We start from the raw sequence: 25960 nt of genomic DNA, 5'->3' as shown, positions 1-25960 counted from the left end.
AAAGAAATCCAAGGCTTTTTTGTTTACATGTAATTATGACAACATCTGCCGTATTTTGCTGAAGAATAAGAGGAGATTTGTAAGTAAGCATTGAATTATAGTAAGGATGTATATAATGGAGAGGAGGCTCGTTCATGTCATTTAAAGACTATGAATATAAACGGCCAAATATTGAAGAATTAAAAGAGAAGTTTACTGTTGCTTTAGAGAAGTTTGATAACGCAAAAACTGTAGAAGAACAAAAACAAGTCATTCATTCAATTAACGAAATTCGCAACGATTTTGGTACAATGGGGAATCTTTGTTACATTCGTCATTCTGTTGATACGACAGATGCTTTTTATAAGGAAGAGCAAGATTTCTTTGATGAATTCTCTCCAGTTGTACAAGGATATGGTACAAAGTATTATAAAGCGTTAATTCATTCTCCATTTCGTGAAGAATTAGAAGCGTATTATGGGAAGCAATTGTTTGCTCTAGCAGAGTGTGATTTGAAAACATATTCTGATGAAGTCGTGAAAGATTTACAATTAGAGAATAAATTGTCTTCACAATATACGCAGTTATTAGCATCTGCAAAAATTGACTTTGCAGGAGAAGAAAGAACGTTATCACAGCTTATTCCATTTATGCAAGGGAAAGAAAGAAGTGAACGTAAAGCAGCAAGTGAAGCATATTACGGATTTTTAGCTGAGAATGAGGAAGAGTTAGATCGTATTTATGATGAGCTTGTTAAAGTGAGAACGAACATCGCTAAATCTTTAGGTTTCAAAAACTTTGTTGAACTTGGATATGCGAGAATGTACCGTACAGATTATAATGCGGAAATGGTGGCGAATTATCGTCAGCAAGTACTTGATTATATCGTTCCAGTTACAACGGAATTAAGAAAGCGACAACAAGCACGTATTGGTGTAGAAAAATTAGCATATTATGATGAAAACTTTGAGTTTGCTACTGGTAATCCAACTCCAAAAGGAGATGCGGATTGGATTGTTAATCATGGGAAAACGATGTATAAAGAGTTATCGGCTGAAACGGATGAATTTTTCAATTTCATGCTAGATAATGATTTATTAGATTTAGTTGCGAAAAAAGGAAAAGCGGGTGGCGGTTATTGTACATATATCGAGAATTATAAAGCACCATTTATTTTCTCGAACTTCAATGGAACATCTGGGGACATTGATGTATTAACACATGAAGCTGGTCATGCTTTCCAAGTATATGAAAGTCGTAAGTTTGAAATTCCAGAATACAATTGGCCAACGTATGAAGCGTGTGAAATTCATTCTATGAGTATGGAATTCTTTACATGGCCATGGATGAAATTATTCTTTGAAGAAGATGCAGATAAATATTACTTCTCTCACCTAAGTTCAGCACTTCTGTTTTTACCGTATGGTGTATCTGTTGATGAATATCAACATTATGTATATGAAAATCCAGAAGCATCACCAGAAGAGCGTAAGACAGCATGGCGTAATATAGAGAAAAAGTATTTGCCGCATCGTGATTATGAAGATAATGATTATTTAGAGCGCGGTGGATTCTGGCAACGTCAAGGACATATTTATAGCTCGCCGTTCTACTATATTGACTACACGTTAGCACAAATTTGTGCACTGCAATTTTGGAAACGTGCAAGAGATAATAGACAAGAGGCGTGGGAAGATTATGTGAATCTGTGCCAACAAGGTGGAAGTAAATCATTCTTGGAATTAGTAGAAGTTGCAAATTTAACATCACCATTTGCTGAAGGCTGTGTGAAAAGTGTCATTACAGAAATTGAAGCATGGTTACATGCGATTGACGACACAAAATTGTAAAAAACATGCGCTTTTTTTCACATGTTTAACATCGACATAATGGGAAAATGATGAGATAATAAAAGAAAATTCAGAATACTAAAGGGGTGTTTCTCATAAGGAGCACCTCTTTTCACCAACAAAAAGGGGGGAAAGAAATATGCTTCAATCTAATATGGATGTGAGTTTAGAAAGTTTGGTGAACTCATTACAGTCTACTCGAAGCACGCTATTATCAGAAATTGAAATGTTAAATGATACAGAAGTGAATGTAAAGCCACGCCGTGATAAATGGAGTATTATTCAAATTTTGCATCACTTGCATTTAGTTGAACAATCTGTCACGTCTGCCCTTGTATATGCTTTACAAAAAAACGAAAGAAACACGACTCCATTTAAAGACCTCCAACTTACGCTTGATCGCACACATAAACGAGAAGCTCCTCAGCAAATGCAACCAACAGAAACGTTAATGAAAAAACAGCAAGGAATTCAATTACTAGAACATTCACGACAAGAACTATTACACGCGCTTCATAGTGTTATAGATGAAAAAGATCTATTTGAAAATGGATTAAAGCATCCTGTTTTTAATGATCTGAATTTGTATCAGTGGATTCAATTTCTTGATTTGCATGAACAAAGACATCTTACGCAGTTAAAAGAGGCGAAACACGCAATTTTACAACGATAATTAGGAAGAAGTGGGAGACCACTTCTTTTTTGATATGTGCATAGTTTTCTTTCTTATTTTGGAATACTACATGGAGAAAGGAAAGAAGGAGTTGAAAAGTATGTCCAAGAAAAAGAAAGAAGAAGAGCGCGCTTGGAAAGCACGTAAAGAAAATCAAAAGCCACATGGAAAAGTGAAAGCTTTTGCTGAATTAGTTGAAGGAACAGAAAAAACGTGATGATGATTTCATCACGTTTTTTGTATGAGTGGAAAAGTTAATAAGAAGGTTGTACCGATTCCTTTTTCACTTATAATATCAATTTTTCCATTCATAGCTTGAACAACACTGAATACGACCATCATTCCAAGTCCAGTTCCTTTTTCTTTCGTTGAATAGAAAGGAGAGCCGAGACGTTTCACTTGTTCGGTATCCATACCGACTCCTGTATCTTTTATATATAACTGAATATGCTTATGATCAGGAACTAATGTGAAATAAAGATCACCGCCTTTTGGCATGGCCTCAATGCAGTTTTTTAAAATATTTAACAAGCATTGATTTAGTTTTTGTTTTTCTCCCGCGATAAAAAAAGAAGTGCTTTGCTTTATATAATGTGTACGCACATTTGCTAAATTAGCAAGCGGTGTAATTAACGATAATGCATGTAGCAGTTCTTCTTCTAACTGTAATCTTTGTTCTTTTTCAATACTTGGTTTTGCAAAGGTTAAATAATCTGTAAGAACGTGGTTTGCTTGTTCGATTCCGTTGATGGCAATGTCGATATATAATTTTCGCTCCTGCTCAGTGCATGTATCTGATTGTAAAAGTTGCAAAAATCCTTTCGTTGAAGTTAATGGATTGCGAATTTCATGAGAGATAGACGCTGCCATTTCACCAATTAAATGAAATTTTTCAGCATTCATAAGTTCGTTTTGGAGACGAATTTGAGTTTGTAATATGTGTAGTAAATATAAAATAAGAATCGTACCAAGTATCGTACATAACTCATACACAATAATATGTGGTATATAATCAGCCTTGTTTGTAACCTTTGAAAGGAAGAAAGGTATCCAACTAAATCCGTATGTGAGACTGTAGATAATAGCAAGTGCTATTTTTATACGATTAGAAGTTCGATTGAAAAATTTGTATGTAAATAATAGGACAATAAATAGAAGGATAGAACCGATAAGCGATGGGAAAACACCTATTCCTCCTAATAAGAAGCGGTATATATTTAATACAACTAATATAGAGCCGCCAGCAATAGGACCTCCGGTTAATGTACCGACAATTAATACGATATGCCGCATATCAAATTGAAATCCATAATTTGTTTTTGCTGCGAAAGTGATACATAGTATAGTAACGAGGCAACACAATACAATAAATATTGCTGAATTTAATTTAGGAGAACGTTTCCCTTTTTGATTCCAAAATAAATGGTATACGAGCATTGTAACAAGGATGAATAATATATTTAAAAAGAGATAAATAATAAAGGATTTCAGTGGGATGCCTCCTCTCTTCTCACATTAAATTAATCATACTATAAAATGAAAGAAATGAAATGAGAAATAGCGGAAAAATCAGAAATTTTTTCTGGTAGTATACAATATGTTACAATAAGCTTTGTCAATGAAAGAAGGAATTCCGTGCAATGCACGGGAGAGGTTCGCGAACTCCCTCTATAAAAAACTATGGAAACAACAATATCTTTAGGTATTGTTTTGTTTTTTTATTGTGACAGTTCAAGAACGTTCTTTCTTCTTATTCGTAATAGAGAAGGAGAATGAGTGAAATGAAAAAAGAAAAGGCAGTTGTTGTTTTTAGTGGAGGACAAGATAGTACGACATGTTTATTTTGGGCAATAGAGCAGTTTGCAGAAGTAGAGGCTGTAACGTTTAATTACAATCAACGTCATAAGTTAGAAATTGATTGTGCAGCGGAAATTGCGAAAGAGCTAGGAATTAAGCATACGGTACTAGATATGAGTCTATTAAATCAACTTGCTCCAAATGCGTTAACGAGAACGGATATGGAGATTACACATGAAGAAGGTGAATTGCCATCGACATTTGTAGATGGACGAAATTTACTATTCTTATCATTTGCTGCTGTATTAGCAAAACAAGTAGGAGCACGTCATATTGTAACGGGTGTATGTGAAACTGATTTTAGTGGTTACCCAGATTGCCGTGACGTATTTGTGAAATCGTTAAACGTTACTTTAAATTTATCCATGGATTATCCGTTTGTGATTCATACGCCACTTATGTGGATTGATAAAGCGGAAACGTGGAAATTATCAGATGAACTTGGAGCATTCGAGTTTGTTCGAGAAAAAACATTAACATGTTATAACGGAATCATTGGTGATGGTTGCGGTGAATGTCCAGCATGTCAACTTCGTAAAGCAGGATTAGATACGTACCTACAAGAACGCGAAGGAGCAAACAACTAATGGATAATTTCTTTGGATTTCGCATCGTAGAAAATTTGCAAAAAATGGACAAGGATATTCAGCGTAAACAGCTCAAATATCATAATAAAAGAGTAATGGTCAGCAAGGAATTTACATTTGATGCAGCGCACCATTTACACTGTTATGAAGGAAAATGTAAAAACTTACATGGTCACACATATAAAGTTGTATTTGGAATTAGTGGATATGTAAATGAAATAGGTCTTGCGATTGACTTTGGAGATATAAAAGAAATTTGGAAGAATGAAATAGAAATTTATTTAGACCATCGTTATTTAAACGAAACGTTACCAGCAATGAATACGACTGCTGAAAATATGGTCGTTTGGATTTATGAAAAAATGGCAGAAGCGTTAACAAAAGATAATCGTGCGAACGAATATAAAGGAGCTCGCGTTGAATTTGTTCGTCTATTTGAGACTCCGACTAGTTATGCGGAAGTAAGACGGGAGTGGATGCTCGATGAGTAAAATCCCTGTCTTAGAAATATTTGGTCCGACTATTCAAGGTGAAGGAATGGTTGTAGGACAAAAGACAATGTTTATCCGTACAGCTGGCTGTGATTATAGCTGCGCTTGGTGTGATTCTGCTTTTACGTGGGATGGATCGGCTAAAGATCAAATTAGACAGATGACAGCAGAAGACGTTTGGAATGAGCTTGTAGAAATTGGTGGCGAAAATTTTTCTCATGTTACGATTTCAGGCGGAAATCCAGCATTGCTGAAAAATATTGAGTTTCTTCTTTCTATATTAAAAGAGAATGGAATGCGAACAGCAATCGAAACGCAAGGGAGTAAATGGCAAGATTGGTTACTTCAAATTGATGAGATAACGATTTCTCCAAAACCACCAAGTTCGGCGATGAATACTGATTTTCAGAAGTTAGATGATGTGATTCAGAAACTAGCAGGAAAAGATATTAGTTTAAAAGTAGTAGTATTCGACGATCAAGATTTTGAATATGCAGTTAAGATGCACGAACGTTATCCCGATGTACCATTTTTCTTACAAGTAGGGAATGATGATACAAAAACTGTGGATGATGCGATGCTGATTAAGAAATTATTAGATAAGTACGAGTGGCTGATTGATAAAGCTGTAAATTGTAAAGAGATGAATAATGCAAAAGTATTGCCGCAGCTTCATGCGTTAGTATGGGGAAATAAACGCGGAGTATAATGAGAAGGGATGTTTAAAATGACAGGAAGATTAGATGAAGATTTAAAAGATGTAACATTATTAGGAAATCAAAATACAAAATATTTATTTGAATATAGCCCAGAAATTTTAGAGGTATTTGATAATAATCATCCAAACCGTGATTATTTTGTGAAATTCAATTGTCCTGAATTTACAAGCTTATGTCCGAAAACAGGCCAACCAGATTTTGCAACAATTTATATTAGCTACATTCCAGAACAAAGAATGGTAGAGAGTAAATCTTTAAAGCTATATTTATTTAGTTTCCGCAATCACGGTGACTTCCACGAAGATTGCATGAACGTTATTATGAATGATTTAATTAAATTAATGGATCCGCGTTACATTGAGGTATGGGGCAAATTCACACCACGTGGAGGGATTTCAATTGATCCTTATTGCAACTACGGTCGCCCAGGAACGAAATATGAACAAATGGCAGACTACCGCATGATGAACCATGATCTATATCCAGAAACAATTGATAATCGTTAATATATAATAGAAAGAAAGGATCTGTATAACATACAGATCCTTTCTTTCTATTATATTATGCATTTTGATTAATGACAGTATAGTTTTTATGACTTACAACTGTAAGAGGTTCCATATCTAGTTCTCTAAAATTTTCCATGATTGTTATATCTACAATAACGGAGTTTTGATTTACTTTTTGAACACGGCCTTGCATTCCACCTTTAAATTCAATGATATCTCCAGTTTCTGCGATCTGCATAAGCAACTCTCCTTGTTACAGTTTTCCAAAAAAAGAATAATTTTGGTTTTTTTTATTTCCTCTTATTTTGAACCATATTGTCTAGTTTGTAAATGTTTCCAAAGTAAAAATTCGAAAAATATTCACTTTTTGTAAGAAAATATACAAGAACTTCAAGTTATTAGAAAAAAAGAACGGTTTAAATGCGTGCATCTTTATATAGGGGTATAATAAAAAATACAATAACCTACTAAAGTGGGAGAAATTAGAGGCGGTAAAATGATGTTTGAATTTGTGGGGAGTGTTATAGCGTTAACTTTATTTGTATTTTCTTATATACATTTAAAAAAGATTCGTCATCATGAAACAACTACATATTTTGATGGGATGGATGGTATACATGCTGGGTCACACATGAGAGTGGTGGGGATATGTAAAGGTGTATAACTTTCTTTTTTTGCGTGGTATGATATTTAAAAATAGTACATAATAGAGTTCGTAAGTGATGAATGGAGAGTGGAAAAAATGAAGATTTCTTTTATTCGTCATGGTCGCTTAGACCGTACTATAGAACCAATGACGGTTACATCCTTTCATGAATGGAGGAAGGGATATGACTTACATACCATAATAGAAAAAGCACCTATACCAACGGAAACAATGGAAGTGGTTGAAGCAGCAAAATTGATTTTAACGAGTGATCAAAGGTGTGCTGTACAGTCAACAGCTGAATTAATGGATTCTTTATCTTTTATGCAAAATTCTCTTTTTAGAGAAGCTGAAATTCCGACGAGTTTTTATGCTCCAACATGGTTAAAATGTAAACCTAACGTATGGATTTTTATCGGACGAACATTATGGATACTTGGTTACCATAAAGATGTTGAGTCTTATAAGGAAGTAAGAGAGAGGGCAAGGCAAGCGGCTTACTTATTACACCGTTACGCTCTCGTACATGGAAGTATTGCTCTTGTAGGGCATAATTATGTTAATGCAATGGTTGGTGCAGAATTGAGAGCAATGGGATGGTCTGGTTCGCCTATTTTGCACAGAGAGCCATGGGGATGTACAACATATACGTTTCACGAGGCGATGAATGGAAATATATTAAATACGAATTTAACATAAAAGCACACGATTTATATAAATCGTGTGCTTTCTTTTTAAGATATAGAAACCTTTGTATTTAATGGTTTTACTAGATGGACATAAGGTTCACCCACAAGCATAACGATTTGGTCCTTTGTATAACCTAGCTTTTCGTATAATGAATAGGCACGTGTATTTTCTAAATTAACAAGTAATGCGATTTTTTTATGCTCCTTTTCAGTTGCATGGATTTCAGCAGCTTTAATTAACTTAGAACCGATGCCTTTTCCGCCATATGCACTTGAAACTGATAATGTATCAATGTAATATTCATCAATCTCAGCTTCTTTTTCTAACGTAATCGATTCATCTTTATGTAATTTTCTTAAGTGACGTACAATTGGTGCATCAAGCCTTGTTGCTTCACTACCGTGATAAGCGACAATAATTCCGACCGCACTCCCGTCTTGTTCATATACAAAACAGTTTTCATAGCTCAGTCGATTACTCTCTTTTGAGAACCATGTTTCAAGTCCTAGTAATACTTCTGTCTCAACAGTGCTACCTGTGATTTTTTCAGCAATTTCGTGCAGAGCGTTATACAATAAAGGAGCTATTGCCTTTGCATCTGTCTTTTTTGCTTTCCGAATCATAGTATCCCTCCTAGTTCTATTTATATATTGTAGCATAGTGGTATGGAACTTTGCATAATTGAATGTCGAAATGTTTGATATAGAGAAGTAGCTATGTTAGTATATGATATTTAGTGGACATATAGTAAAGTGATATCGTTTGCGAAATAATGAAAATGCAATGAAGGTATAGCACCTGGATAATTTTACAGTTGTTGACCTATAGAATATACGATAAAATAAAATATTGCATAGAGGTGAAATACATGGATGAACAATTAGCAAATACAATTTTGGATCAGCTGAAAAATGGTGAAATAAAGGAGTATGTTGCAACGAAAGATGTATTTTATACGTTTAGGAAAGTTGTAGTAAGTCGAGAAGATTTTAAACATATTATAGGGAACGCGCAGCGCGGCGGGCAAGTAATTTATACATATTCAGAAACGCCACGTTCGTAACTAGAAGAATATAGGGGGGAGAATTATGGGCGATTTTAAACAAGGTATATTACCACATTGGGATTATATGTGGAAAGATAGAGCCGGCAATAGATTTATGGGGATGGTCATGTATCCAGAGAAACGAAAGTGTTCGGCAAAAATGCTTCAGAAAATAAAAAGAGCATATGAAGAGGCTTTAGAAATTAAAGTAACTGTACAAGTTCAACATACATATCAGTACGTAGAAGGAATGATTGTATACTTTGATGAAGAGGCACCTGTATGTACAATGATTGATAAAGATGAAAATCCACATCATATATTTGTAAAAGATATTTTGCGTATTGAGCACTCTGAATAATCTTTTCGTAAATAAGTTGAATTTCCATAATAATAATCTTTTTCTGTAATAATTATCTTTTAGTATGTAACGCGAACCGAAAGTATATGTATAATATTTAATAAAGTAAAATTGATAAATGTAATCGTTTTTTAGAACAGATTATCGTTTCATGTCTGTTCTTTTTTGCGTGATGCTGGAGAAATATATTACTCCAGCATTTGCCGTTTTATGACAAAATATATTGGTAACTTTTTTAAAAATAAGGTTAAATTCGTTGACAACTTTTTTGAAAAGCACTTTATTGACATGAGTTTTAGAATGTTGTTTCATAGTCATTGTATTGAAAAAATCGACTGTCTTGTCGAAAAGTAAAAGTTAAAAAAAGAAAGAATTTATACATATATCTTGTGTCTTATTTTGAAACGTAATACAATATATAGAGAAATCAAGAACAACATATAGAGAATATAGATTGGAGAGGGAGGGGTCGGAAATGTTAGTTGCATATGATTCTATGACAGGAAACGTGAAGCGTTTCATCCACAAATTAAATATGCCGGCCGTTCAAATTGATGAAGATCTAGTAATAGATGAAGACTTTATTCTTATTACGTATACAACAGGTTTTGGCAATGTACCAGAACGTGTTTTAGACTTTTTAGAGCGCAATAATGGAAAATTAAAAGGCGTATCTGCAAGCGGCAATCGTAACTGGGGAGACATGTTCGGTGCAAGTGCTGACAAAATTTCTACTAAATATGAAGTGCCTATTGTATCAAAATTTGAGTTATCTGGAACAAATAACGATGTAGAATATTTTAAGGAAAGGGTGCGGGAGATTGCGACACATTGAACTGAATAATGAAATCACGCAAATGCAGGACGGTTTTTATCAGCTTCATAAGGATAAAGAGGCATTAGAAGTCTTTATGGAAGAAGCTAGAGAGAATACCGTTTCTTTTAATAGCGTGGCAGAGCGAATGGAGTATATGAAAGAACATGATTACTATTACAACGTTCTGGACGAGTATAGCTTGGAGGAAGTAGAAGAGGTATATAACATCGCTTATGGTGAAAACTTCGAGTTCCAATCTTATATGGCAGCATCTAAGTTTTACAAAGATTATGCGTTAAAAACGAATGATCAAAAACAATACTTAGAAAGCTATGAAGATCGTGTAGCAATTGTGTCATTATACTTAGGACGCGGTGATGTTGCGAAGGCAAAACACTTCGCAAGCATGATTGTAAAACAAAACTACCAACCAGCGACACCAACCTTTTTAAATGCGGGAAGAAGCAGAAGAGGAGAAATGGTGTCTTGTTTCTTGTTAGAGATGGATGATAGCTTAAATTCAATCGGCTTTAACATTAATACAGCAATGCAATTATCGAAAATTGGCGGTGGAGTAGCTTTAAACTTATCTAAGCTACGCGCACGCGGTGAGCAAATTAAAGGTATCGACAACGCTGCAAGTGGTGTAGTACCTGTTATGAAATTACTTGAAGATTCGTTTTCATATGCGAATCAGCTTGGCCAACGAAAAGGTGCCGGCGCAGTATACTTAAACATTTTTCATTGGGATATTATTGAATTCTTGGATTAATTGGTAGTCCCTCTACGCAGTAATGTGTATGAGAAAACCTTGTGAACCTAACCAATAGGGTGTCGCAGTAGCGGCTAACGGTATCAGTTGAATAAGGGGTAAAAGAAAAAGAACCCGCGAAGAAGCTGACTAAGAGAGCCTACGGTCCATGTACATGGATAGCAGGTAATACCGTGCCAAGCTTGAAAGAAATGTTACTTGGGTGAAGTGGAATCTTATATTCACCGGAGGCGAGATTCCATGAACTGTGGAATTTATTTGATAATTAATAAGGAAAATAGGAAGTTTTATATTGGTAGTTCTAATAATTTTAAAGTACGATTTAAAACTCATAGAAATCAATTGAATGCTAATCGGCATCATAGTAAACATTTACAAGCAGCCTGGAATTTATATGGTGAGAATAAATTTGAGTTTAAAGGGATAATCGAGTTACCAGATGATAAGAACATTCTTCATAAGATAGAGCAAAGTTTACTAAGTCAATATTATGGGAAACAGTATTGCTACAACGGACATCCCATCGCTAGAGGTGGGGCGTTGAGTGGGGAAAAGAACCATATGTATGGGAAAACTCACTCAAAGGAAGTAAAAAAATTTCTTTCTGAAATTAATACTGGTCCTAATAATTATTGGTATGATAAACCTCAACATATGGAGAATATGAGATCTAAGATTACTAAACGATTTCACGGTAGAAAACATACTGATGAAACAAAAGAAAAAATGTCTAGGTCTCGTAAAGGTAAAAAACATACAAAAGAAACATGTATGAAGATAAGTAAAGCTCAAAAAAACCAATATAATTCTGGAAGAGAAAAACAAAAAGAGCCAATTGTTATAAATGACATTTACTATGAGTCTTTAGCGGAAGCCGGCCGAGCGTTTAATGTGCCTGCTAATACGATAAAATATAGAGTACTATCCAATAACTTTCCTAATTATCAATACTTTCAAGAAGGTGTAGAGACTATCGAACGCACGTCATTAGACGAAAGCTAGTAGAGTAGGCTGGAAATAGGTACCAGTCGAAGTGCAAGGCAACCAGTTACAGGTTGATGATATAGTCCAACCTTCATAGAAATATGAAGACGAGTTGACCAAAAAAATAAATGCTGATGAGAAGAGCCGTATTCAGTCTCTATCAATCGGAATTATCGTGCCAAGTAAGTTCTTTGAGCTAGCTGAGAAAAACGAACCTTTCCATGTTTTCGCGCCTTATACGGTGTATAAAGAATACGGAAAGCATTTAGATGATATTGATATCGATGAAATGTACGATGAATTAATGAGCAATCCGAAAGTGAAGAAGAAGCCGCTAGATATTAGTGCACGTGATATGCTTATTAAAATCGCTATGATTCAGCTTGAGTCTGGTTACCCATACTTAATGTTTAAATCAAATGCAAATAATCAACATCCATTGAAGGATATTGGAACTGTGAAGATGTCGAACTTATGTACAGAAATCTTCCAGCTTCAAGAAACTTCTGAAATAAATGATTATGGTACAGATGATATTATCCGTCGTGATATTAACTGTAATTTAGGATCGTTAAATATCGTGAATGTAATGGAAAATAAAGAAATTCGTGAAGCCGTTCATGCGGGAATGGAAGCTTTAACAGCTGTTTCTGATATGACGATCATTCCGAATGCACCAACTGTGAAAAAAGCAAATGATGAGCTTCATTCAGTTGGACTTGGCGCAATGAACTTACACGGATATTTATCAAAAAACAAAATCGCATATGAAAGTGCAGAAGCGAAAGAGTTCGCTCGTACATTCTTTATGATGTTAAATTACTACTCTATTGAGAAAAGTATGGAAATCGCTAAAGAAAAAGGCGAAACATTTAAAGACTTCGATAAGTCTGATTATGCGAACGGCACATACTTTGAAAAGTATGAAACGACAGATTACAGCCCAGTAACTGAAAAAGTTCAGCAATTATTTGAAGGAATTCATATTCCAACAAAAGAAGATTGGACAAGTTTAAAAGAGCAAGTGAAGAAGAATGGATTATATAATTCCTACCGTCTTGCTATTGCTCCAACACAATCTATCAGTTACGTTCAAAATGCAACTTCAAGCGTAATGCCGATCGTAAGTCAAATTGAATCAAGAACGTATGCGAATGCAACAACATATTATCCAATGCCGTATTTATCAAAAGATACGTTCTGGTACTATAAATCTTCTTACGATATGAATCAGTTTAAATTAATTGATTTAATCGCAGAAATCCAAGAACATATTGACCAAGGAATTAGTACAATTCTTTACGTTAATAGTGATATTTCAACACGTGAATTAGCACGTTACTACATCTATGCACATAAAAAAGGCTTAAAGAGTCTGTATTATACGAGAACACGTAAGTTAAGCGTGGAAGAGTGCGTAGCTTGTACCGTTTAATATAAAAAGTGAGACATCATGAGCAGGGTTTTCTGAACCCTGCTCATGCTTAGTTATCAATTTTTCATGTTTATTTAGAGAAGGGGCGATTGAATGCGTGCGGTAAACTGGAACAAAAAAGAAGATGATTTTAGTTTAATGTTTTGGAAGCAAAACATCGCTCAGTTTTGGACAGAAGAAGAAATCGCAGTGTCTTCTGACAAAAATACTTGGGCACAATTATCAAAAGAAGAGCAGGTTGCTTATAAGCGTGTATTAGGTGGTTTAACACTTTTAGATACGAAACAAGGTGGCGAAGGGATGCCACTTGTACTTGTTCATCTTGAAAATTTACAAGCGAAAAGTGTATTAGCTTTCATGGGAGCTATGGAAGAAGTACATGCGAAGAGTTACAGTCATATTTTCACAACGTTAGCTACTGAAGAAGAAATTGATGATATTTTTGAATGGGTAGACAATCATCCGTTACTTGAGAAAAAGGCTGGCATTATCACGAGTTACTATCGTCGTTTATTAAAGCCTGAAGTAGCGAAAAAAGAATTATACATGGCAATGGTAGCCAGTGTGTTCTTAGAAAGTTACTTATTCTATAGTGGTTTCTTCTATCCACTTTACTTAGCAGGTCAAGGTAAATTGACGGCAAGTGGCGAAATTATTAACTTAATAATTCGTGATGAATCAATTCACGGCGTATTCGTCGGTATTTTAGCACAACAAATCTTCGCAGAACTTTCTGCAGAAGATCAACAAGAAGTGCAAAAAGAAACACAAGAGTTATTAATGGAACTATATGAAATTGAAATGGCATACACAGAAGAAATTTACACTTCTATCGGTCTAGTAGAGGATGTAAATCGTTTCGTTCGTTACAATGCGAATAAAGGACTTATGAACTTAGGACTTGAGCCGAAGTTTGAAGAAGAAGAAATTAACCCAATCGTTTTAAATGGTTTACGTACAGATACGAAAAACCATGATTTCTTCTCTGTAAAAGGAAATGGTTACGTAAAAGCGACGAACGTTGAAAAGTTATCGGATGATGACTTCGCGTTTAATTTTTAATATATAATCATAAAGAAAAGCTGTCTTATTCATTGATAAGACAGCTTTTCTTTATGGTTTTGTTTACATAACACTATTATTTTTGTATAGCGATTTCTGTTGAAAAAGTTCTATCCGGCTAATGGATAGAACTTTTTTGTAATTAAATGGGTATTTACAATCTTTTTGTATCAGTGTATTATTTAACTAGTACACCGATACAAAAGGAGGGAAGAAATGAAAATAGAGTTTTCTCCAAATACACCAATTTACATTCAGGTAATGGAATACATAAAAAAAGAAATCGTAACAGGACATTTATTGCCTGGTGATAAAATTCCCTCTGTACGTGAATTAGCGAGTGAATTACAAGTAAATCCAAATACGATTCAGCGTACATTTCAAGAGCTAGAACGGGATGGGGTTGTTGTAACGCGTAGAGGAATGGGACGATATGTAACGAATGAAGGGGAGAAAATTATGGAGCTGCGAAAAGAGATGGCGAAAGAATTGCTTCATTCTTTTATAGATGGAATGGACAATTTAGGTTTTTCAGAAGAAGAAATTCTTACAATCCTTCGTTCTTCATTACATGAGAAGAGGGAGGAGAGCGAATGACAGCGTTATTAAAAATAGAAAACTTATGGAAGAGATACGGATTAAAAGCAGTGATTCGTGAATTAAACATAGAGATTACGGAAGGGAAAATTATAGGGCTTGTTGGAGATAATGGGAGCGGAAAAACGACGTTATTGAAAATGATTGCCGGTCTGCAGCATCCTTCCGAAGGGAGTATTACAATCGCTGGTAAAAAGGTCGGATTAGAAACGAAAGAAATTGTTTCTTTTATGTCGGATAAACCAGTATTTGATGATTGGATGACGGTAAAAGATTCTTTATTTTTCTATCGAGATTTTTATAAAGACTTCGACATTCAAAAAGCGGTAGATACGATTGCGGAATTTAAAATACCGTTAGAAGAAAAAATTACAGCTTTATCAAAAGGTATGGTTGAAAAGCTACAAATTATTTTAACGTTTTCTCGGAAAGCGAAGTTATACGTACTAGATGAACCACTGGGCGGAATTGATCTTGTTTCTAGAGAACACGTACTGGAACTTATTTTACAGTTTTATCGTGAAGATTGTACCATTTTAATTGCAACACATTTAATTGGTGAAGTGGAAAACATTTTTGACGAAGTAATCTTTTTAAAAGATGGTGAAAGTGTACTTCATGAAAATGTAGAGGAGTTACGCTTCCAACGAGGAAAAGCTGTTACGGATTTGTTTAAGGAGGTGTTTAGTAGATGAAGGCCAGTTTAATATATATGTACAATGCGAATAAAAAACAAATTTTTATTTCGTTATTGTCATTCATATTTATTGTAGCTGTCGCTTTTGTGAGTATGGGGAATTATATTAAACAAGAATCAGGAGAAGTAAGGCAAATGATTACAATTGCTTTAGTATTCTTAGTTTATTTAATTTTTGCGGTATTAGTATTTCTGCAGGCGATGTCTGCGTTTGGGAAAATGACTGAAAGTAAATTATTTCGGTTAACACCGATATCTGGTAAAAAAATTGTTTTAGCAGTATTGTCATATGCAGCAATTTGCTTAATGTGTTTTGAATTAATAGGTGCTATATTTTTCTATAGTATTTCGATGAAAGTAATAAAAGGTACAGAACTCCATGAATTGTTATTCACCGAAACTACACTTACACTAGATATGGTAAAGCAGTTATTTAGTAGCGTGTTATATGTATTTAATTTATCAAGTATATTGTTAGTTTTACTTTTTACAGTAGCTGGTGTGAAAGTATTTTCTTTGAAAAAGAAAAAAATGGAGTACGTAATTATTTTCTTCCTATTTTTACTAGTAACGAAAGTAATCAATCTGATATATGAAATGCTGGGCCGAATTGCGCCTATACCTACTTTTATTAAAAAATTAGTTTATATAGATGAATCAGCGGATATGAATCTCATACTATATCCAGAAAGACTTATGAATTTATATAGTCTTACTTTTTCAATCGGTATATTTGTTCTACTTGTATATATAACAGGTCGCATAATCGATAAAAAACTAGAAGTCTAAAGGAGGAATCGACATTGGGAAACGTAGTAGTAAAGTTAGAGAATGTTCGAAAAAAGATTGGTGGAACGGAAATTATCCGCGGTTTATCATTTGAAGTTCGCGAAGGGGAAGTGTACGGGTTCCTTGGACCGAACGGTAGTGGTAAAACGACGACAATTCGTATGATGACAGGTCTTATATCAATGACAGAGGGCGATATTACAATTTGTGGTCATAGTATTCGCATGGAGCGTGAAAAGGCGCTAGAGCAAATTGGAGCGATTGTAGAAAATCCTGAACTATATGATTATATGACTGGAATGCAAAACTTAAAGCATTTTGCGAATATGGCAATTACACCAATTAGTAAAGAGCGCATTGCTGAGATTGTAAAGCTTGTTGAATTAGAGCATGCGATTCATAAAAAGGTGAAAACATATTCACTTGGTATGAAACAACGTTTAGGAATTGCACAGGCATTACTTCATCAGCCAAAAATCTTAATTTTAGATGAGCCGACAAATGGATTAGATCCAGCTGGTATTCGCCAAATTCGTGATTATTTACAACGTTTAGCGAAAGAAGAGAATATTGCTGTAATCGTATCAAGTCACTTATTAAGTGAAATTGAACTCATGTGTGATCGCGTCGTTATTATTAAACAAGGTGAGTTTGTGCAAGAGTACAACTTACATGAACAAGCGAAACATGATGAGACAGTAGTTGTAGCGTTTGAAGTAGATCAAGTACAGAAAGCAAATGAAATCATTAAAGGTAAGACGCAAGGAAATGTAATTGCAGTATCTGTAATGAAAGAAGAAATCCCACAACTTGTAAAAAAACTTGTAAATGACGATGTGCTTGTATACGGAGTTACTGTTCAAAATAAAACGTTAGAGGATGAGTTCTTAGCGATTACAGGGGGAGTGAAAGCGTAATGTTTAAATTAATTCAAAATGAATTTTTAAAGTTACATGCGAAAAAAGGTATGTATATTTTAATTGGTGTCATTGCAGTATTGGAGATTTTGGGAGTTTTAGCGATGATGAAATGGGGAGACGGAAGTGAATTTAAAGGATCATATTTAGATTTTGCAAGTTCAGAGATTGGTTTAATTACTTTGTTTGCAACAATTTTTGGAATTACGATTGCTTCTCGTATGATTACTGATGAGTTCCAAAAAGGTACAATTAAGCAGTTATTAATCCGTCCAAGAAAAAGAATGACAGTTTTATTCTCTAAATATATTACAGTGTTACTTACTATAGTATGTATCATATTTGCTAGCACGTTAATTGCAATGATTATTGGCGGAATTGTAATGGATGGTAGTAAAACAGAATTAACGTTAGGAATCGTAATGAAATCTACTTTATATCAAGTACTTTCACCGTTCTTCTTTGCGACGCTTGCATTTTTCTTAGCAAACGTATTTAGAAAATCTGTATTACCATTAATTATTACGATGTTCCTCTTCTTTTTACAAGGACCAATTAATATGGTATTAATGATGTTTGCAAAAGGTGTAGCGAAGTTTGTAGTATTCTTCCATTTGGATTTAAGAGCTTACGACAGCAATAAATTAATTAGTGGCGGAGTAGAACCTACATTTACAGAATTTACATTTACAACTTCATTATTACTTGTAGCTGCATACTTTGTTGTATTGCTTGTAGCATCGAGTGCATTATTCCAAAAACGTGATGTATTATAATAAAAGAAATCCCCGCGTGTAGAAACGGGGATTTTTTATTACATAACTTTCTCGTAGATTTCAACTGAAAGAAAAGTGATACGGTATTTTAAATAAAATTACTATATATGTTGTTCAAAAGTATTTGAGAAAAATAGGAAGAATTTCAACTATATTCATATTATAATTTAATTATCCGACTATTTACTTTTATTATCTTTGGGGGTGTTCTATATGCACTATGCATTTTCACGTATAAGACTACGTAGCTTTTTTGGATGGATGATTATAGGGGTGTTCCTTACGATGATCCCATTAGGTCTATCAAATGTTTCTGAGAATACGATGGAGGTTATTTCACAAATAACATTATTTTTTGTATTTCCGTTATTTTGGTTATACGTAAAAACAAATAAAAATAATGTTGTATTTAACAGTTTTTTTGATAAGCCAGGACGTTTACCGTGGGGATTAATTGTATTAGCAACGATAATGGGAATGATTTTTTCAGTTGGTATATCTCATATTCAATTTTACATATTAGCACATACGTTACCGAATTTCTTAGTTACTATGTTAGAAGACGGAAATGTTATTAACACGAGTAACATATATATGACGATATTTACTTTCATTTCAGCATGTGTATTAGCACCTATTATGGAAGAGGTTATTTTTAGGGGATTCTTTTTACAGCGAATGGCTTATAAATGGGGAATTAAAAAAGCTGTCATTATATCTTCCATTATTTTTGGTTTAGGACATTTTGATGTTATTGGTGCATTTATGTTTGGTGTTGTGATGTGTCTTTTATACATAAAGACGAAAAATATATGGACGAATATCGCTGTACACGCTCTGAATAATTTGATTGCAACAAGTATGCAATTTGTCGGTGGAGAAGAAAGTACTGCAATTTCAATTCCTGAATTACAAGCGCAAAGTAATTTATGGATCGGTATTGGTCTTACAGTTGTTGGGTTGCTTTGGTTAATTCCTTACGTTTGGAAACAATGGCATACAGTAAAAGAAGTGGGGGTGCCACCAGTGCGCTTCATAAATGAGGAAAAAGTAGTGAGTGCATCACAAGAAAATGAAGTGTATAGTCAAGTGATCGTAACAGATAGATTGATGGCTGTAGAGCTACCAGATGAGGCTGTAAATAAGCTCCGGTTAGAAGAAAATGATTATGTAACAGTATCTGTAGAAGAAGATAAAATTGTTATAAAGAAAGTGCATGATAGATAATTAAAAAGTAGCTCCTTAAGAGCTACTTTTTAATTTGTAATAATTTCTACACGAAAATTATTACCGTTCTTTACATATTTAATATCTGTAACAGTGCGGACTGTTTTTAAAATCTCCACTTTTTCACCAATTCGAGGGATAGTCGGAACATTGTCCCAAATGCCAAGCAAGTCATCTAATTGTGCCGTTTTTTCATAAAACCAGATTTTCAATGTAAAGCCCCTTTCTCGAACTTTATGTATTTTAATACATAATATATTATTTTTATTCTTATTGTAAGGGGTTTTTCTATATTTTATGAATAAAAATAAATTAAGCTTCTGGGAAGATATGTTCAATATCAGGAGTAAGAGATACTTCTGATAATACGATATGAGAAACAGTCGTTGCATATGAGGAAACATCATTGATAAAATCTTCAAGTTCAACGAGTGAAGGAACAGAAATTTTTACAATGTAGCATAAGCTTCCTGTTACTCGGTAGCAAAAACTTGCAGATGGATAAGACTGAATAAACTGTTGCATACGTGTTGTATCACCATTTTTTAAAGTGATTTCTAAAATACAATCTAAAACAAGTCCTGCTTTTTTATAATCGATATCGATTGTGTATTTTTGAATAACGCCTTCACTTTCAAGTTTACGAACACGTTCTGCAGTAGACGGAGCAGATAAGTTTACTCGTTTCGCCAATTCGCGCATGGAAAGGCGACTATCATTATATAATTCATTTAAAATTTTTCGATCAACACGATCTAGTTGCATTTGTAAATATACCTCCAGTAAAATAATAATTTTTGTAAAGAAAAAATATAAATTAAGATTCATATGAAATGTAAAGTGAACTTTATTTATTTTACAATAAAACAGAAAGAAATAGGAGGGGAAATGATGGAGAGAATTTCATTATCAAATGTAGGAGATACAAAGTTTCAAAAGTTATTAGGCCATAATCCGGATCTATTACATTCATGGAGTACGGTAGAGGATACGCTGTATAATAAGGGAACTCTCTCGGCAGAGTTGAAGGAACAAGTAAGGAGAACATTAGCGTACGGGAATGAATGTCCGTACTGTATGGCAAAAGGAAGACCTCATAATATGCAAAAGGTAGAAGAAATGAGTGTAGCAGTTACTTTTGCACATATATTTGTTCATGATAAAAAGGCAATAGATGATAATATGTTTCATGCATTGAAACAATATTGGACGGAAAAAGAAATTGTAGAGCTTTGCGCTTATATTTGTTTTATTACTGCGTCGCAACAACTTGGTTTTCTGTTTCAATTACAGCCGAATGAAGGAGAAAATGATGACTAATCAAATAGCACTTATCATAATTGATGTACAAAAGGCGTTTCAGTTACCATACTGGGGCGAGAGAAATAATCTTTTTGCTGAAGAAAACATGAGAATGTTATTAGCAGAATGGAGAAAAAGGAAACGACCAGTTTTTCATATTCAACATGTAAATAAAGAAAATGCTCAATCGATGTTTTATGAAGGAGCGGAAACGGTGAACTTTAAAGAAGAGCTGAAGCCATTACCAGGCGAAGTGATTATTCAGAAATTTGTTAACAGCGCGTTCATTGGGACAAATTTAGAAGAGCAATTAAGAGAGAACAAATGTAATGCAGTAGTGGTTGTAGGATTAACGACAAATCATTGTGTGGAGACTACGACACGAATGGCAGGAAATTTAGGATTTACAACGTATTTAGTGAGTGATGCAACGGCTACTTTTAACCGTAAAGGTCTAGATGGTAAAGAGTATAATGCAGAGGATATTCACAATATGACACTTGTAAATTTACATGAAGAGTTTGCTACGATTGTAACGACAAAAGAAGTATTAAAATTATTTTAAGAAAATAATTGCGAATTATGTAGAAAAAAATAAGAATATTTCGTATAATCTAAGTACAATCATTTTGAAATAGGGGTGGCATCATATGGAGCAAATTCCGGTAAAGAGAATAGAAGAAGTACTTGTTGTAGCAGGGGACGATAAACAGAAGCAAAAGGAATTTTATGAATTGCTCTTATCTACTGAGTTTTATGTTGCTGGTTCACTAGAAGCAGAGGACGGGGCAACAGAAGGAATACTTCGTTTGCGTCATTTCCAAGGAGAGGGTAGATGGATCGTTCCGTTCTTTACACAAATGGAATTTGTAAAAGACGTGTTGCCAGAAGGAACGCCCCTTATTACGATACGTGGAAAAGAATTATTTGGTAGCATTGAGAAAGATGCTACAGCAGTATTAAATGTTGGAACTGATATAAGTAAAACATTTATTCCAGAAGAAATTGCAGATATCGCATCTGGACGAATTTTTAATTATTATAAATAAAAGGAAAAGCTGAATCGCTTTTCCTTTTTAATTTGAACACGGAGCGGCTACGCCAGAAGAAATAGAGAGTGTTTTATGATTTGTACTTATTGTCGCTGTAGCCCCAAGAGGAATACCGATGTTTGGGCTTATATGTCCCATTGGTAAACCGAATAGGACAGGTATATGATATGGTGCGAAATATTCATATAATATTGTTTGCAATGATTGAGATGGTTTAGAAGGAGTGCAGTTGTGACAACTTGTAAAAATCACACCACTACATTCATTAAACTTTCCAGATAAAAGTAGCTGATTTAACATACGGTCAATACGATATGGTTCTTCCCCAATGTCTTCAAGCAACAAAAGTTTATTAGCCGTATTTATCTCATAGGGTGAGCCAATTATACTTGTTAATACAGTTAAATTCCCTCCCACTAATGTGCCTGTAACTGTACAGGGAGAGGTAGGGACGATACATTCTGAAGCAGATAAGATAGTTGAATACGGATGGAATAGTTGATTGAAAGAAGATAAAGAAAGAGAATCTACACCTTTACCTAATTCTTCAACCATTGGACCATGAAAAGTAATAAGCTTTGCATAACGCAAAAAGGCAGTATGTAAAGCTGTAATATCGCTATATCCCCAAAAGATTTTTGGGTTCTGTTGAATGATTTCATATTGAATGTGAGGGAGGAGACGAGCACTTCCGTAACCACCTCGTGCACAGAAAATGGCCTTTACTTCATTATTTAAAAATGCTTCATGTAAATCATCGAGACGAACTTGATCACTTCCAGCTAAATATCCATATTTCTCATAAACACTTTTCCCGATTACTACAGATAAACCCATTTCTTGTAATACGTTTACACCTTTTAATACATTTTCAATTGTTGGTGGGCCGGACGGTGCAATAATCATTACTGTATCACCTTGTTTTAATGCATTTGGATACATCATTGTTTTCAGCCTCCTTCACTTTCAATATATTCGCTTCATAGGAAGTTCAACCCTTGTAAAAGAAGGGGAAAGTTTGTCAAATAAAGAAGATATAAGGGGAATAGGAGAAAGAAACAGTAAACAAAAACATAGACAAAAGTAGGCATATATAATAAAAAGTAATTATGAAACAATATAAACCAAAAGAATTTTCAGAAATGCTTAATGTCTCTGTTAAGACATTGCAAAGGTGGGACAATCAAGGTGTTTTAACTGCTTACCGAAACCAAAAAGGAAGATGATACTATACAGAAGAACAGTATAAGGAATATATGGGTATTCAAGAAGAAAATAAAGTAGGCAAAGTAGTTATTTACACAAGAGTATCAAATCCAGGTCAGAAAGATGATTTAGAAAATCAGGTTGAGTTTTTAAAAGCATTCGCAAATGCACGAAGGATGATTGTAGATGAAGTTATCACAGATATTGGTAGCGGATTAAACTACAAAAGAAAACAGTGGAATAAACTGATTGACAGTTGTATGGAAAGAAATATTTCGACTATCATCATTGCACACAAAGATAGATTTGTACGTTTTGGATATGATTGGTTTGAAAAGTTTCTTCGTAAAATGGGGGTGAAAATTATTATTGTTAACAATAATAAACTATCTCCTCAAGAAGAACTTGTTCAGGATTTAATATCTATCATTCATGTATTTAGTTGTAGAATATATGGGTTGAGAAAATACAAAAAGAAAATGTCGGAGGATGAAGACTTATGAAAAGAGCATATTTAATAGAAGTCAAACCGACAACTGAACAAGTTAGTAAAATCCGTCAAACTATTGGGGTGTGTCGATATGTATATAACCTGTATATCTCTAAAAATAAAGAGGCATATGAGTCGGAGGGGAAATTTCTTAGTGGCTATGACTTTTCCAAATGGCTAAACAACATTCATACAAAAGAGTGTGACCAGTGGATTAAAGAAGTGTCGAGCAAAGCGGTAAAACAAGCGATTATGAATGGAGATAAAGCTTTTAAGCGATTTTTTAAAGGTTTATCTAAGTTTCCACGATATAAAAAAAAGAAGAAGCAAGATGTGAAGTGCTACTTTCCGAAAAACAACAAAACAGATTGGACAGTAGAAAGACATAGAGTAAAAGTCCCTACAATTGGTTGGATAAGGTTAAAAGAGTATGGATATATTTCAAAAAATACAACTGTAAAAAGTGGTACAGTATATCAAAGAGCAGGAAGATACTATGTGTCTATACTCTGTGAAGTGAAAGAGGTAAAACCAAATTCAATTCTCAATGCAGTAGGTCTAGGAATTGATTTGGGAATTAAAGACTTCGCTGTACGTAGCGATGGAAAAACTCACAAAAATATAAATAAAACAGTACAAGTAAAAAAGATAGAAAAACGGTTAAAACGTGAACAACGCTCTTTATCACGCAAATTTGAAAATATAAGAAAGCGAGGTGAACAACCTGTTACTAATAAAAGAGCGAATATAGATAAAAACATTCTTAGGGTGCAAAAACTACATGCTAGGCTAGTAAATATCCGATTAGCGTATGTAAAGTCTATTGTAAATGATGTGGTGAAAACCAAGCCAACGTTTATTACAGTAGAAGATTTGAATGTGAAAGGTATGATGCAGAATAAACATCTATCTAAAGCAGTTGCGAAGCAGTGTTTTTATACATTTAAAACATGGTTGTTGACGAAATGCGGGGAATATGGAATCGAGCTACGTCAAGTAGACAGGTTCTATCCCTCGTCAAAGTTATGCTCATATTGTGGTCAAAAGAAAGCAGACTTAAAGTTATCCGACCGAGTATATGAATGTGACTGTGGTAATGTAATGGATAGAGATTTGAACGCGTCAATCAACCTTTTACAAGCAAAAAGATATACAATACTAACGTAAATAGATTGTATATATGTACGGTGGGCTACATCGGAATTTACGCCTGTGGAGTGTTACAGTAAACTGTAGTAGCGAGTTAGTGGCGAGGCAGGACACAGAGAAGCAGGAATACTCTAAGAATATACATTTGTCTATATTTTTAGTAGCAGGAGAAATGATGTTTACAAGTCGTGTAATAGATCTATTACAAATTAAGTATCCAATCATTCAAGCAGGTATGGCAGGTGCGATTACGACGCCTGAGCTTGTTGCAGCTGTAAGTAATAGCGGAGGATTAGGAACGCTTGGAGCAGGTTATATGAGCCCTGAACAAATTCGTGACGCAATTTATAAAATAAGGGAACGAACGGATAAGCCTTTCGGTGTTAATTTACTGTTAACGAAAGAGATACAGATAGAAGAAGAGAAGATAAACTTGGCAAAGGGATTACTTAGCGGAGTGAATAGAGAATTCGGTATAGAGGAAGAAGAGACGTTAAAACTTCCAAAAAACTATAAAGAACAATTACAAGTGTTAGTAGAAGAAAGAGTACCAGTTGTTAGCTTTGCATTTCAAACGTTAGAAAAAGAAGAAATTGATGACTTAAAAAGAAGGGGAATAAAAGTCATCGGAACAGCTACTCATGTGACAGAGGCGAAAGTGCTTGCTGAGTTAGGAGTAGATCTTATTGTCGGCCAAGGCAGCGAGGCAGGAGGGCATAGAGGAACGTTTATCGGGAAAGAACAGGATGCTATGATTGGTACGTTTGCATTAATTCCGCAGCTAGTAGCAGCAGTCCCGCATATCCCGATTGTTGCAGCAGGTGGTGTAATGAACGGACAAGGGCTTGTTGCGGCATTTACACTGGGAGCAGAAGCTGTTCAAATGGGATCAGCCTTTTTAACGAGTGAAGAGAGTATTACGCATGATGTGTATAAAGAAGCGGTTTTACATAGTACAGATACGAGTACAACTGTGACTCGTGCGTTTTCTGGGAAATATGCACGGGGTATTCGTAATGAATTTATAGAGAAACATGAAGGGAAAGAAGAAGGGCTTCCGATGTATCCAGTGCAAAATGTATTAACATCTAAAATACGCCAAGAGGCAGCAAAACAAAATAAAGGAGAATACATGTCACTTTGGGCAGGACAAGCGTCATCATTAGCACGAATAGAATCAGCTCAGCATGTAGTGGAGCGAGTTATGAAAGAAGCAGATAACGTCATCGAACAATTACAAAATGTATATAGAAAAAGACCACTTGAATAATTCAAGTGGTC

General features: G+C 34.5%; 30 protein-coding genes, 4 pseudogenes and 1 riboswitch. Of the genes and pseudogenes, 28 read left to right on the top strand and 6 right to left on the bottom strand.

Annotation, left to right across the window (positions count from 1 at the left end):
• Nucleotides 1-134: 134 nt before the first annotated feature.
• The 3 genes from QCI44_RS21415 (at nucleotide 135) to QCI44_RS21405 (ending at nucleotide 2719) form a co-directional block, all read left to right on the top strand.
• Nucleotides 135-1829 (top strand): M3 family oligoendopeptidase, encoded by a 1695-nt coding sequence (locus QCI44_RS21415; RefSeq protein WP_016088773.1) that lies wholly within the window; start codon nucleotides 135-137, stop codon nucleotides 1827-1829.
• A gap of 139 nt (nucleotides 1830-1968) precedes the next feature.
• Entirely contained in the window at nucleotides 1969-2502 is a 534-nt protein-coding gene (locus tag QCI44_RS21410) for a DinB family protein (protein WP_016088772.1), read from the top strand.
• A 100-nt stretch (nucleotides 2503-2602) separates the two neighbouring features.
• Complete coding sequence (locus tag QCI44_RS21405) at nucleotides 2603-2719, top strand: DUF6254 family protein (RefSeq protein ID WP_000038254.1); 117 nt, start codon at nucleotides 2603-2605, stop codon at nucleotides 2717-2719.
• Nucleotides 2720-2730: 11 nt separating this feature from the next.
• Here the strand turns inward: QCI44_RS21405 and kinB are convergent, their stop codons facing one another.
• Nucleotides 2731-3939, bottom strand: a complete 1209-nt coding sequence (gene kinB, locus QCI44_RS21400; protein ID WP_016088771.1) for a sporulation sensor histidine kinase KinB — start codon at nucleotides 3937-3939, stop codon at nucleotides 2731-2733.
• Nucleotides 3940-4146: 207 nt separating this feature from the next.
• A riboswitch (PreQ1 riboswitch) is annotated at nucleotides 4147-4190 on the top strand.
• 93 nt (nucleotides 4191-4283) lie between these two features.
• Between kinB and queC the strand changes: the two genes are divergently transcribed.
• From queC to queF, 4 genes are read left to right on the top strand one after another with little or no spacing between them, the layout of a single operon-like run.
• A complete protein-coding gene (gene queC / locus QCI44_RS21395; protein ID WP_000711595.1) occupies nucleotides 4284-4946 on the top strand; it encodes a 7-cyano-7-deazaguanine synthase QueC in 663 nt (220 codons plus the stop codon).
• Entirely contained in the window at nucleotides 4946-5437 is a 492-nt protein-coding gene (gene queD / locus QCI44_RS21390; protein WP_000368412.1) for a 6-carboxytetrahydropterin synthase QueD, read from the top strand. The genes queC and queD overlap by 1 nt, the downstream gene beginning before the upstream one ends.
• Nucleotides 5430-6146 carry a 7-carboxy-7-deazaguanine synthase QueE gene (queE, locus tag QCI44_RS21385; protein ID WP_016088770.1) on the top strand — a complete coding sequence of 239 codons (717 nt, stop codon included), beginning with the start codon at nucleotides 5430-5432 and terminating at the stop codon, nucleotides 6144-6146. The genes queD and queE overlap by 8 nt, the downstream gene beginning before the upstream one ends.
• An 18-nt stretch (nucleotides 6147-6164) precedes the next feature.
• A complete protein-coding gene (gene queF, locus QCI44_RS21380; protein WP_000147752.1) occupies nucleotides 6165-6662 on the top strand; it encodes a preQ(1) synthase in 498 nt (165 codons plus the stop codon).
• Between the two features lie 55 nt (nucleotides 6663-6717).
• On the opposite strand, the gene QCI44_RS21375 is transcribed toward queF, so the two are convergent.
• Complete coding sequence (locus QCI44_RS21375; RefSeq protein ID WP_001165081.1) at nucleotides 6718-6903, bottom strand: YkvS family protein; 186 nt, start codon at nucleotides 6901-6903, stop codon at nucleotides 6718-6720.
• A 234-nt stretch (nucleotides 6904-7137) separates the two neighbouring features.
• Here QCI44_RS21375 and QCI44_RS21370 point away from each other — a divergent pair.
• A pseudogene (locus QCI44_RS21370) lies at nucleotides 7138-7319 on the top strand (hypothetical protein).
• Nucleotides 7320-7407: 88 nt separating this feature from the next.
• Nucleotides 7408-8010 carry a hypothetical protein gene (locus tag QCI44_RS21365; RefSeq protein ID WP_016133951.1) on the top strand — a complete coding sequence of 201 codons (603 nt, stop codon included), beginning with the start codon at nucleotides 7408-7410 and terminating at the stop codon, nucleotides 8008-8010.
• A gap of 35 nt (nucleotides 8011-8045) precedes the next feature.
• On the opposite strand, the gene QCI44_RS21360 is transcribed toward QCI44_RS21365, so the two are convergent.
• Nucleotides 8046-8624: a GNAT family N-acetyltransferase gene (locus tag QCI44_RS21360; protein ID WP_016133952.1), complete on the bottom strand. Its 579-nt coding sequence runs from the start codon at nucleotides 8622-8624 to the stop codon at nucleotides 8046-8048.
• Between the two features lie 245 nt (nucleotides 8625-8869).
• Here QCI44_RS21360 and QCI44_RS21355 point away from each other — a divergent pair, with 245 nt between their 5' ends.
• From QCI44_RS21355 to QCI44_RS21295, 13 genes and pseudogenes are all read left to right on the top strand, one after another.
• Complete coding sequence (locus QCI44_RS21355; RefSeq protein ID WP_000344284.1) at nucleotides 8870-9064, top strand: hypothetical protein; 195 nt, start codon at nucleotides 8870-8872, stop codon at nucleotides 9062-9064.
• A 25-nt stretch (nucleotides 9065-9089) separates the two neighbouring features.
• Nucleotides 9090-9407, top strand: a complete 318-nt coding sequence (locus tag QCI44_RS21350) for a hypothetical protein (protein ID WP_016088766.1) — start codon at nucleotides 9090-9092, stop codon at nucleotides 9405-9407.
• Nucleotides 9408-9882: 475 nt separating this feature from the next.
• Nucleotides 9883-10242, top strand: a complete 360-nt coding sequence (gene nrdI / locus QCI44_RS21345; protein ID WP_016088765.1) for a class Ib ribonucleoside-diphosphate reductase assembly flavoprotein NrdI — start codon at nucleotides 9883-9885, stop codon at nucleotides 10240-10242.
• Nucleotides 10229-10993 (top strand): annotated as a pseudogene (locus QCI44_RS21340) (ribonucleotide reductase N-terminal alpha domain-containing protein); the annotation flags it as partial. The gene nrdI and the pseudogene QCI44_RS21340, both read left to right, overlap by 14 nt.
• Before the next feature lie 243 nt (nucleotides 10994-11236).
• Nucleotides 11237-11998: a group I intron GIY-YIG endonuclease gene (locus tag QCI44_RS21335; RefSeq protein WP_016133953.1), complete on the top strand. Its 762-nt coding sequence runs from the start codon at nucleotides 11237-11239 to the stop codon at nucleotides 11996-11998.
• Between the two features lie 97 nt (nucleotides 11999-12095).
• Nucleotides 12096-13415 (top strand): annotated as a pseudogene (locus QCI44_RS21330) (ribonucleoside-diphosphate reductase subunit alpha); the annotation flags it as partial.
• Nucleotides 13416-13508: 93 nt separating this feature from the next.
• Entirely contained in the window at nucleotides 13509-14477 is a 969-nt protein-coding gene (gene nrdF / locus QCI44_RS21325) for a class 1b ribonucleoside-diphosphate reductase subunit beta (protein ID WP_016088763.1), read from the top strand.
• Between the two features lie 216 nt (nucleotides 14478-14693).
• Entirely contained in the window at nucleotides 14694-15074 is a 381-nt protein-coding gene (locus QCI44_RS21320; RefSeq protein ID WP_000687513.1) for a GntR family transcriptional regulator, read from the top strand.
• Nucleotides 15071-15769, top strand: coding sequence for an ABC transporter ATP-binding protein (locus tag QCI44_RS21315; RefSeq protein ID WP_016088762.1), 699 nt, complete (start codon nucleotides 15071-15073; stop codon nucleotides 15767-15769). The genes QCI44_RS21320 and QCI44_RS21315 overlap by 4 nt, the downstream gene beginning before the upstream one ends.
• Nucleotides 15766-16560, top strand: a complete 795-nt coding sequence (locus tag QCI44_RS21310; protein WP_016133954.1) for a hypothetical protein — start codon at nucleotides 15766-15768, stop codon at nucleotides 16558-16560. The genes QCI44_RS21315 and QCI44_RS21310 overlap by 4 nt, the downstream gene beginning before the upstream one ends.
• A 14-nt stretch (nucleotides 16561-16574) precedes the next feature.
• Nucleotides 16575-17477 (top strand): ABC transporter ATP-binding protein, encoded by a 903-nt coding sequence (locus QCI44_RS21305; RefSeq protein ID WP_016088760.1) that lies wholly within the window; start codon nucleotides 16575-16577, stop codon nucleotides 17475-17477.
• Complete coding sequence (locus tag QCI44_RS21300; protein ID WP_016088759.1) at nucleotides 17477-18253, top strand: ABC transporter permease; 777 nt, start codon at nucleotides 17477-17479, stop codon at nucleotides 18251-18253. Before QCI44_RS21305 ends, QCI44_RS21300 begins: the two co-directional genes overlap by 1 nt.
• 213 nt (nucleotides 18254-18466) lie before the next feature.
• On the top strand, nucleotides 18467-19480 hold the full coding sequence (locus QCI44_RS21295) for a CPBP family intramembrane glutamic endopeptidase (protein ID WP_016088758.1): 1014 nt from the start codon (nucleotides 18467-18469) through the stop codon (nucleotides 19478-19480).
• A 29-nt stretch (nucleotides 19481-19509) separates the two neighbouring features.
• Here QCI44_RS21295 and QCI44_RS21290 read toward each other — a convergent pair whose 3' ends face one another.
• Nucleotides 19510-19692, bottom strand: coding sequence for a DUF3913 family protein (locus tag QCI44_RS21290; protein ID WP_000707107.1), 183 nt, complete (start codon nucleotides 19690-19692; stop codon nucleotides 19510-19512).
• 100 nt (nucleotides 19693-19792) lie between these two features.
• Entirely contained in the window at nucleotides 19793-20245 is a 453-nt protein-coding gene (locus QCI44_RS21285; protein WP_001175491.1) for an Lrp/AsnC family transcriptional regulator, read from the bottom strand.
• Nucleotides 20246-20308: 63 nt separating this feature from the next.
• Here QCI44_RS21285 and QCI44_RS21280 point away from each other — a divergent pair, with 63 nt between their 5' ends.
• The 3 genes from QCI44_RS21280 to QCI44_RS21270 all read left to right on the top strand — a co-directional run bounded on the left by QCI44_RS21280 (nucleotide 20309) and on the right by QCI44_RS21270 (nucleotide 21831).
• Nucleotides 20309-20800 (top strand): carboxymuconolactone decarboxylase family protein, encoded by a 492-nt coding sequence (locus QCI44_RS21280; protein ID WP_098412870.1) that lies wholly within the window; start codon nucleotides 20309-20311, stop codon nucleotides 20798-20800.
• Entirely contained in the window at nucleotides 20793-21347 is a 555-nt protein-coding gene (locus QCI44_RS21275) for a cysteine hydrolase family protein (RefSeq protein WP_016133956.1), read from the top strand. The genes QCI44_RS21280 and QCI44_RS21275 overlap by 8 nt, the downstream gene beginning before the upstream one ends.
• A gap of 85 nt (nucleotides 21348-21432) precedes the next feature.
• Nucleotides 21433-21831 carry an SseB family protein gene (locus tag QCI44_RS21270; RefSeq protein WP_016133957.1) on the top strand — a complete coding sequence of 133 codons (399 nt, stop codon included), beginning with the start codon at nucleotides 21433-21435 and terminating at the stop codon, nucleotides 21829-21831.
• 27 nt (nucleotides 21832-21858) lie between these two features.
• Here the strand turns inward: QCI44_RS21270 and QCI44_RS21265 are convergent, their stop codons facing one another.
• Nucleotides 21859-22779 carry a S66 peptidase family protein gene (locus tag QCI44_RS21265; RefSeq protein ID WP_353811435.1) on the bottom strand — a complete coding sequence of 307 codons (921 nt, stop codon included), beginning with the start codon at nucleotides 22777-22779 and terminating at the stop codon, nucleotides 21859-21861.
• Nucleotides 22780-22943: 164 nt separating this feature from the next.
• Here QCI44_RS21265 and QCI44_RS21260 point away from each other — a divergent pair.
• The 3 genes and pseudogenes from QCI44_RS21260 to QCI44_RS21250 all read left to right on the top strand — a co-directional run bounded on the left by QCI44_RS21260 (nucleotide 22944) and on the right by QCI44_RS21250 (nucleotide 25949).
• Nucleotides 22944-23543 (top strand): annotated as a pseudogene (locus QCI44_RS21260) (IS607 family transposase).
• Nucleotides 23540-24697: an RNA-guided endonuclease InsQ/TnpB family protein gene (locus tag QCI44_RS21255; RefSeq protein ID WP_016133958.1), complete on the top strand. Its 1158-nt coding sequence runs from the start codon at nucleotides 23540-23542 to the stop codon at nucleotides 24695-24697. The pseudogene QCI44_RS21260 and the gene QCI44_RS21255 overlap by 4 nt, the downstream one beginning before the upstream one ends.
• A gap of 157 nt (nucleotides 24698-24854) precedes the next feature.
• On the top strand, nucleotides 24855-25949 hold the full coding sequence (locus tag QCI44_RS21250) for an NAD(P)H-dependent flavin oxidoreductase (protein WP_353811534.1): 1095 nt from the start codon (nucleotides 24855-24857) through the stop codon (nucleotides 25947-25949).
• Nucleotides 25950-25960 lie beyond the last annotated feature (11 nt).

It is taken from the genome of Bacillus cereus group sp. RP37, assembly GCF_040459695.1.
GTDB lineage: Bacteria > Bacillota > Bacilli > Bacillales > Bacillaceae_G > Bacillus_A.
Note: the sequence above shows the minus strand (reverse complement) of the source record. Positions and strands in the feature narration are given on the sequence as shown.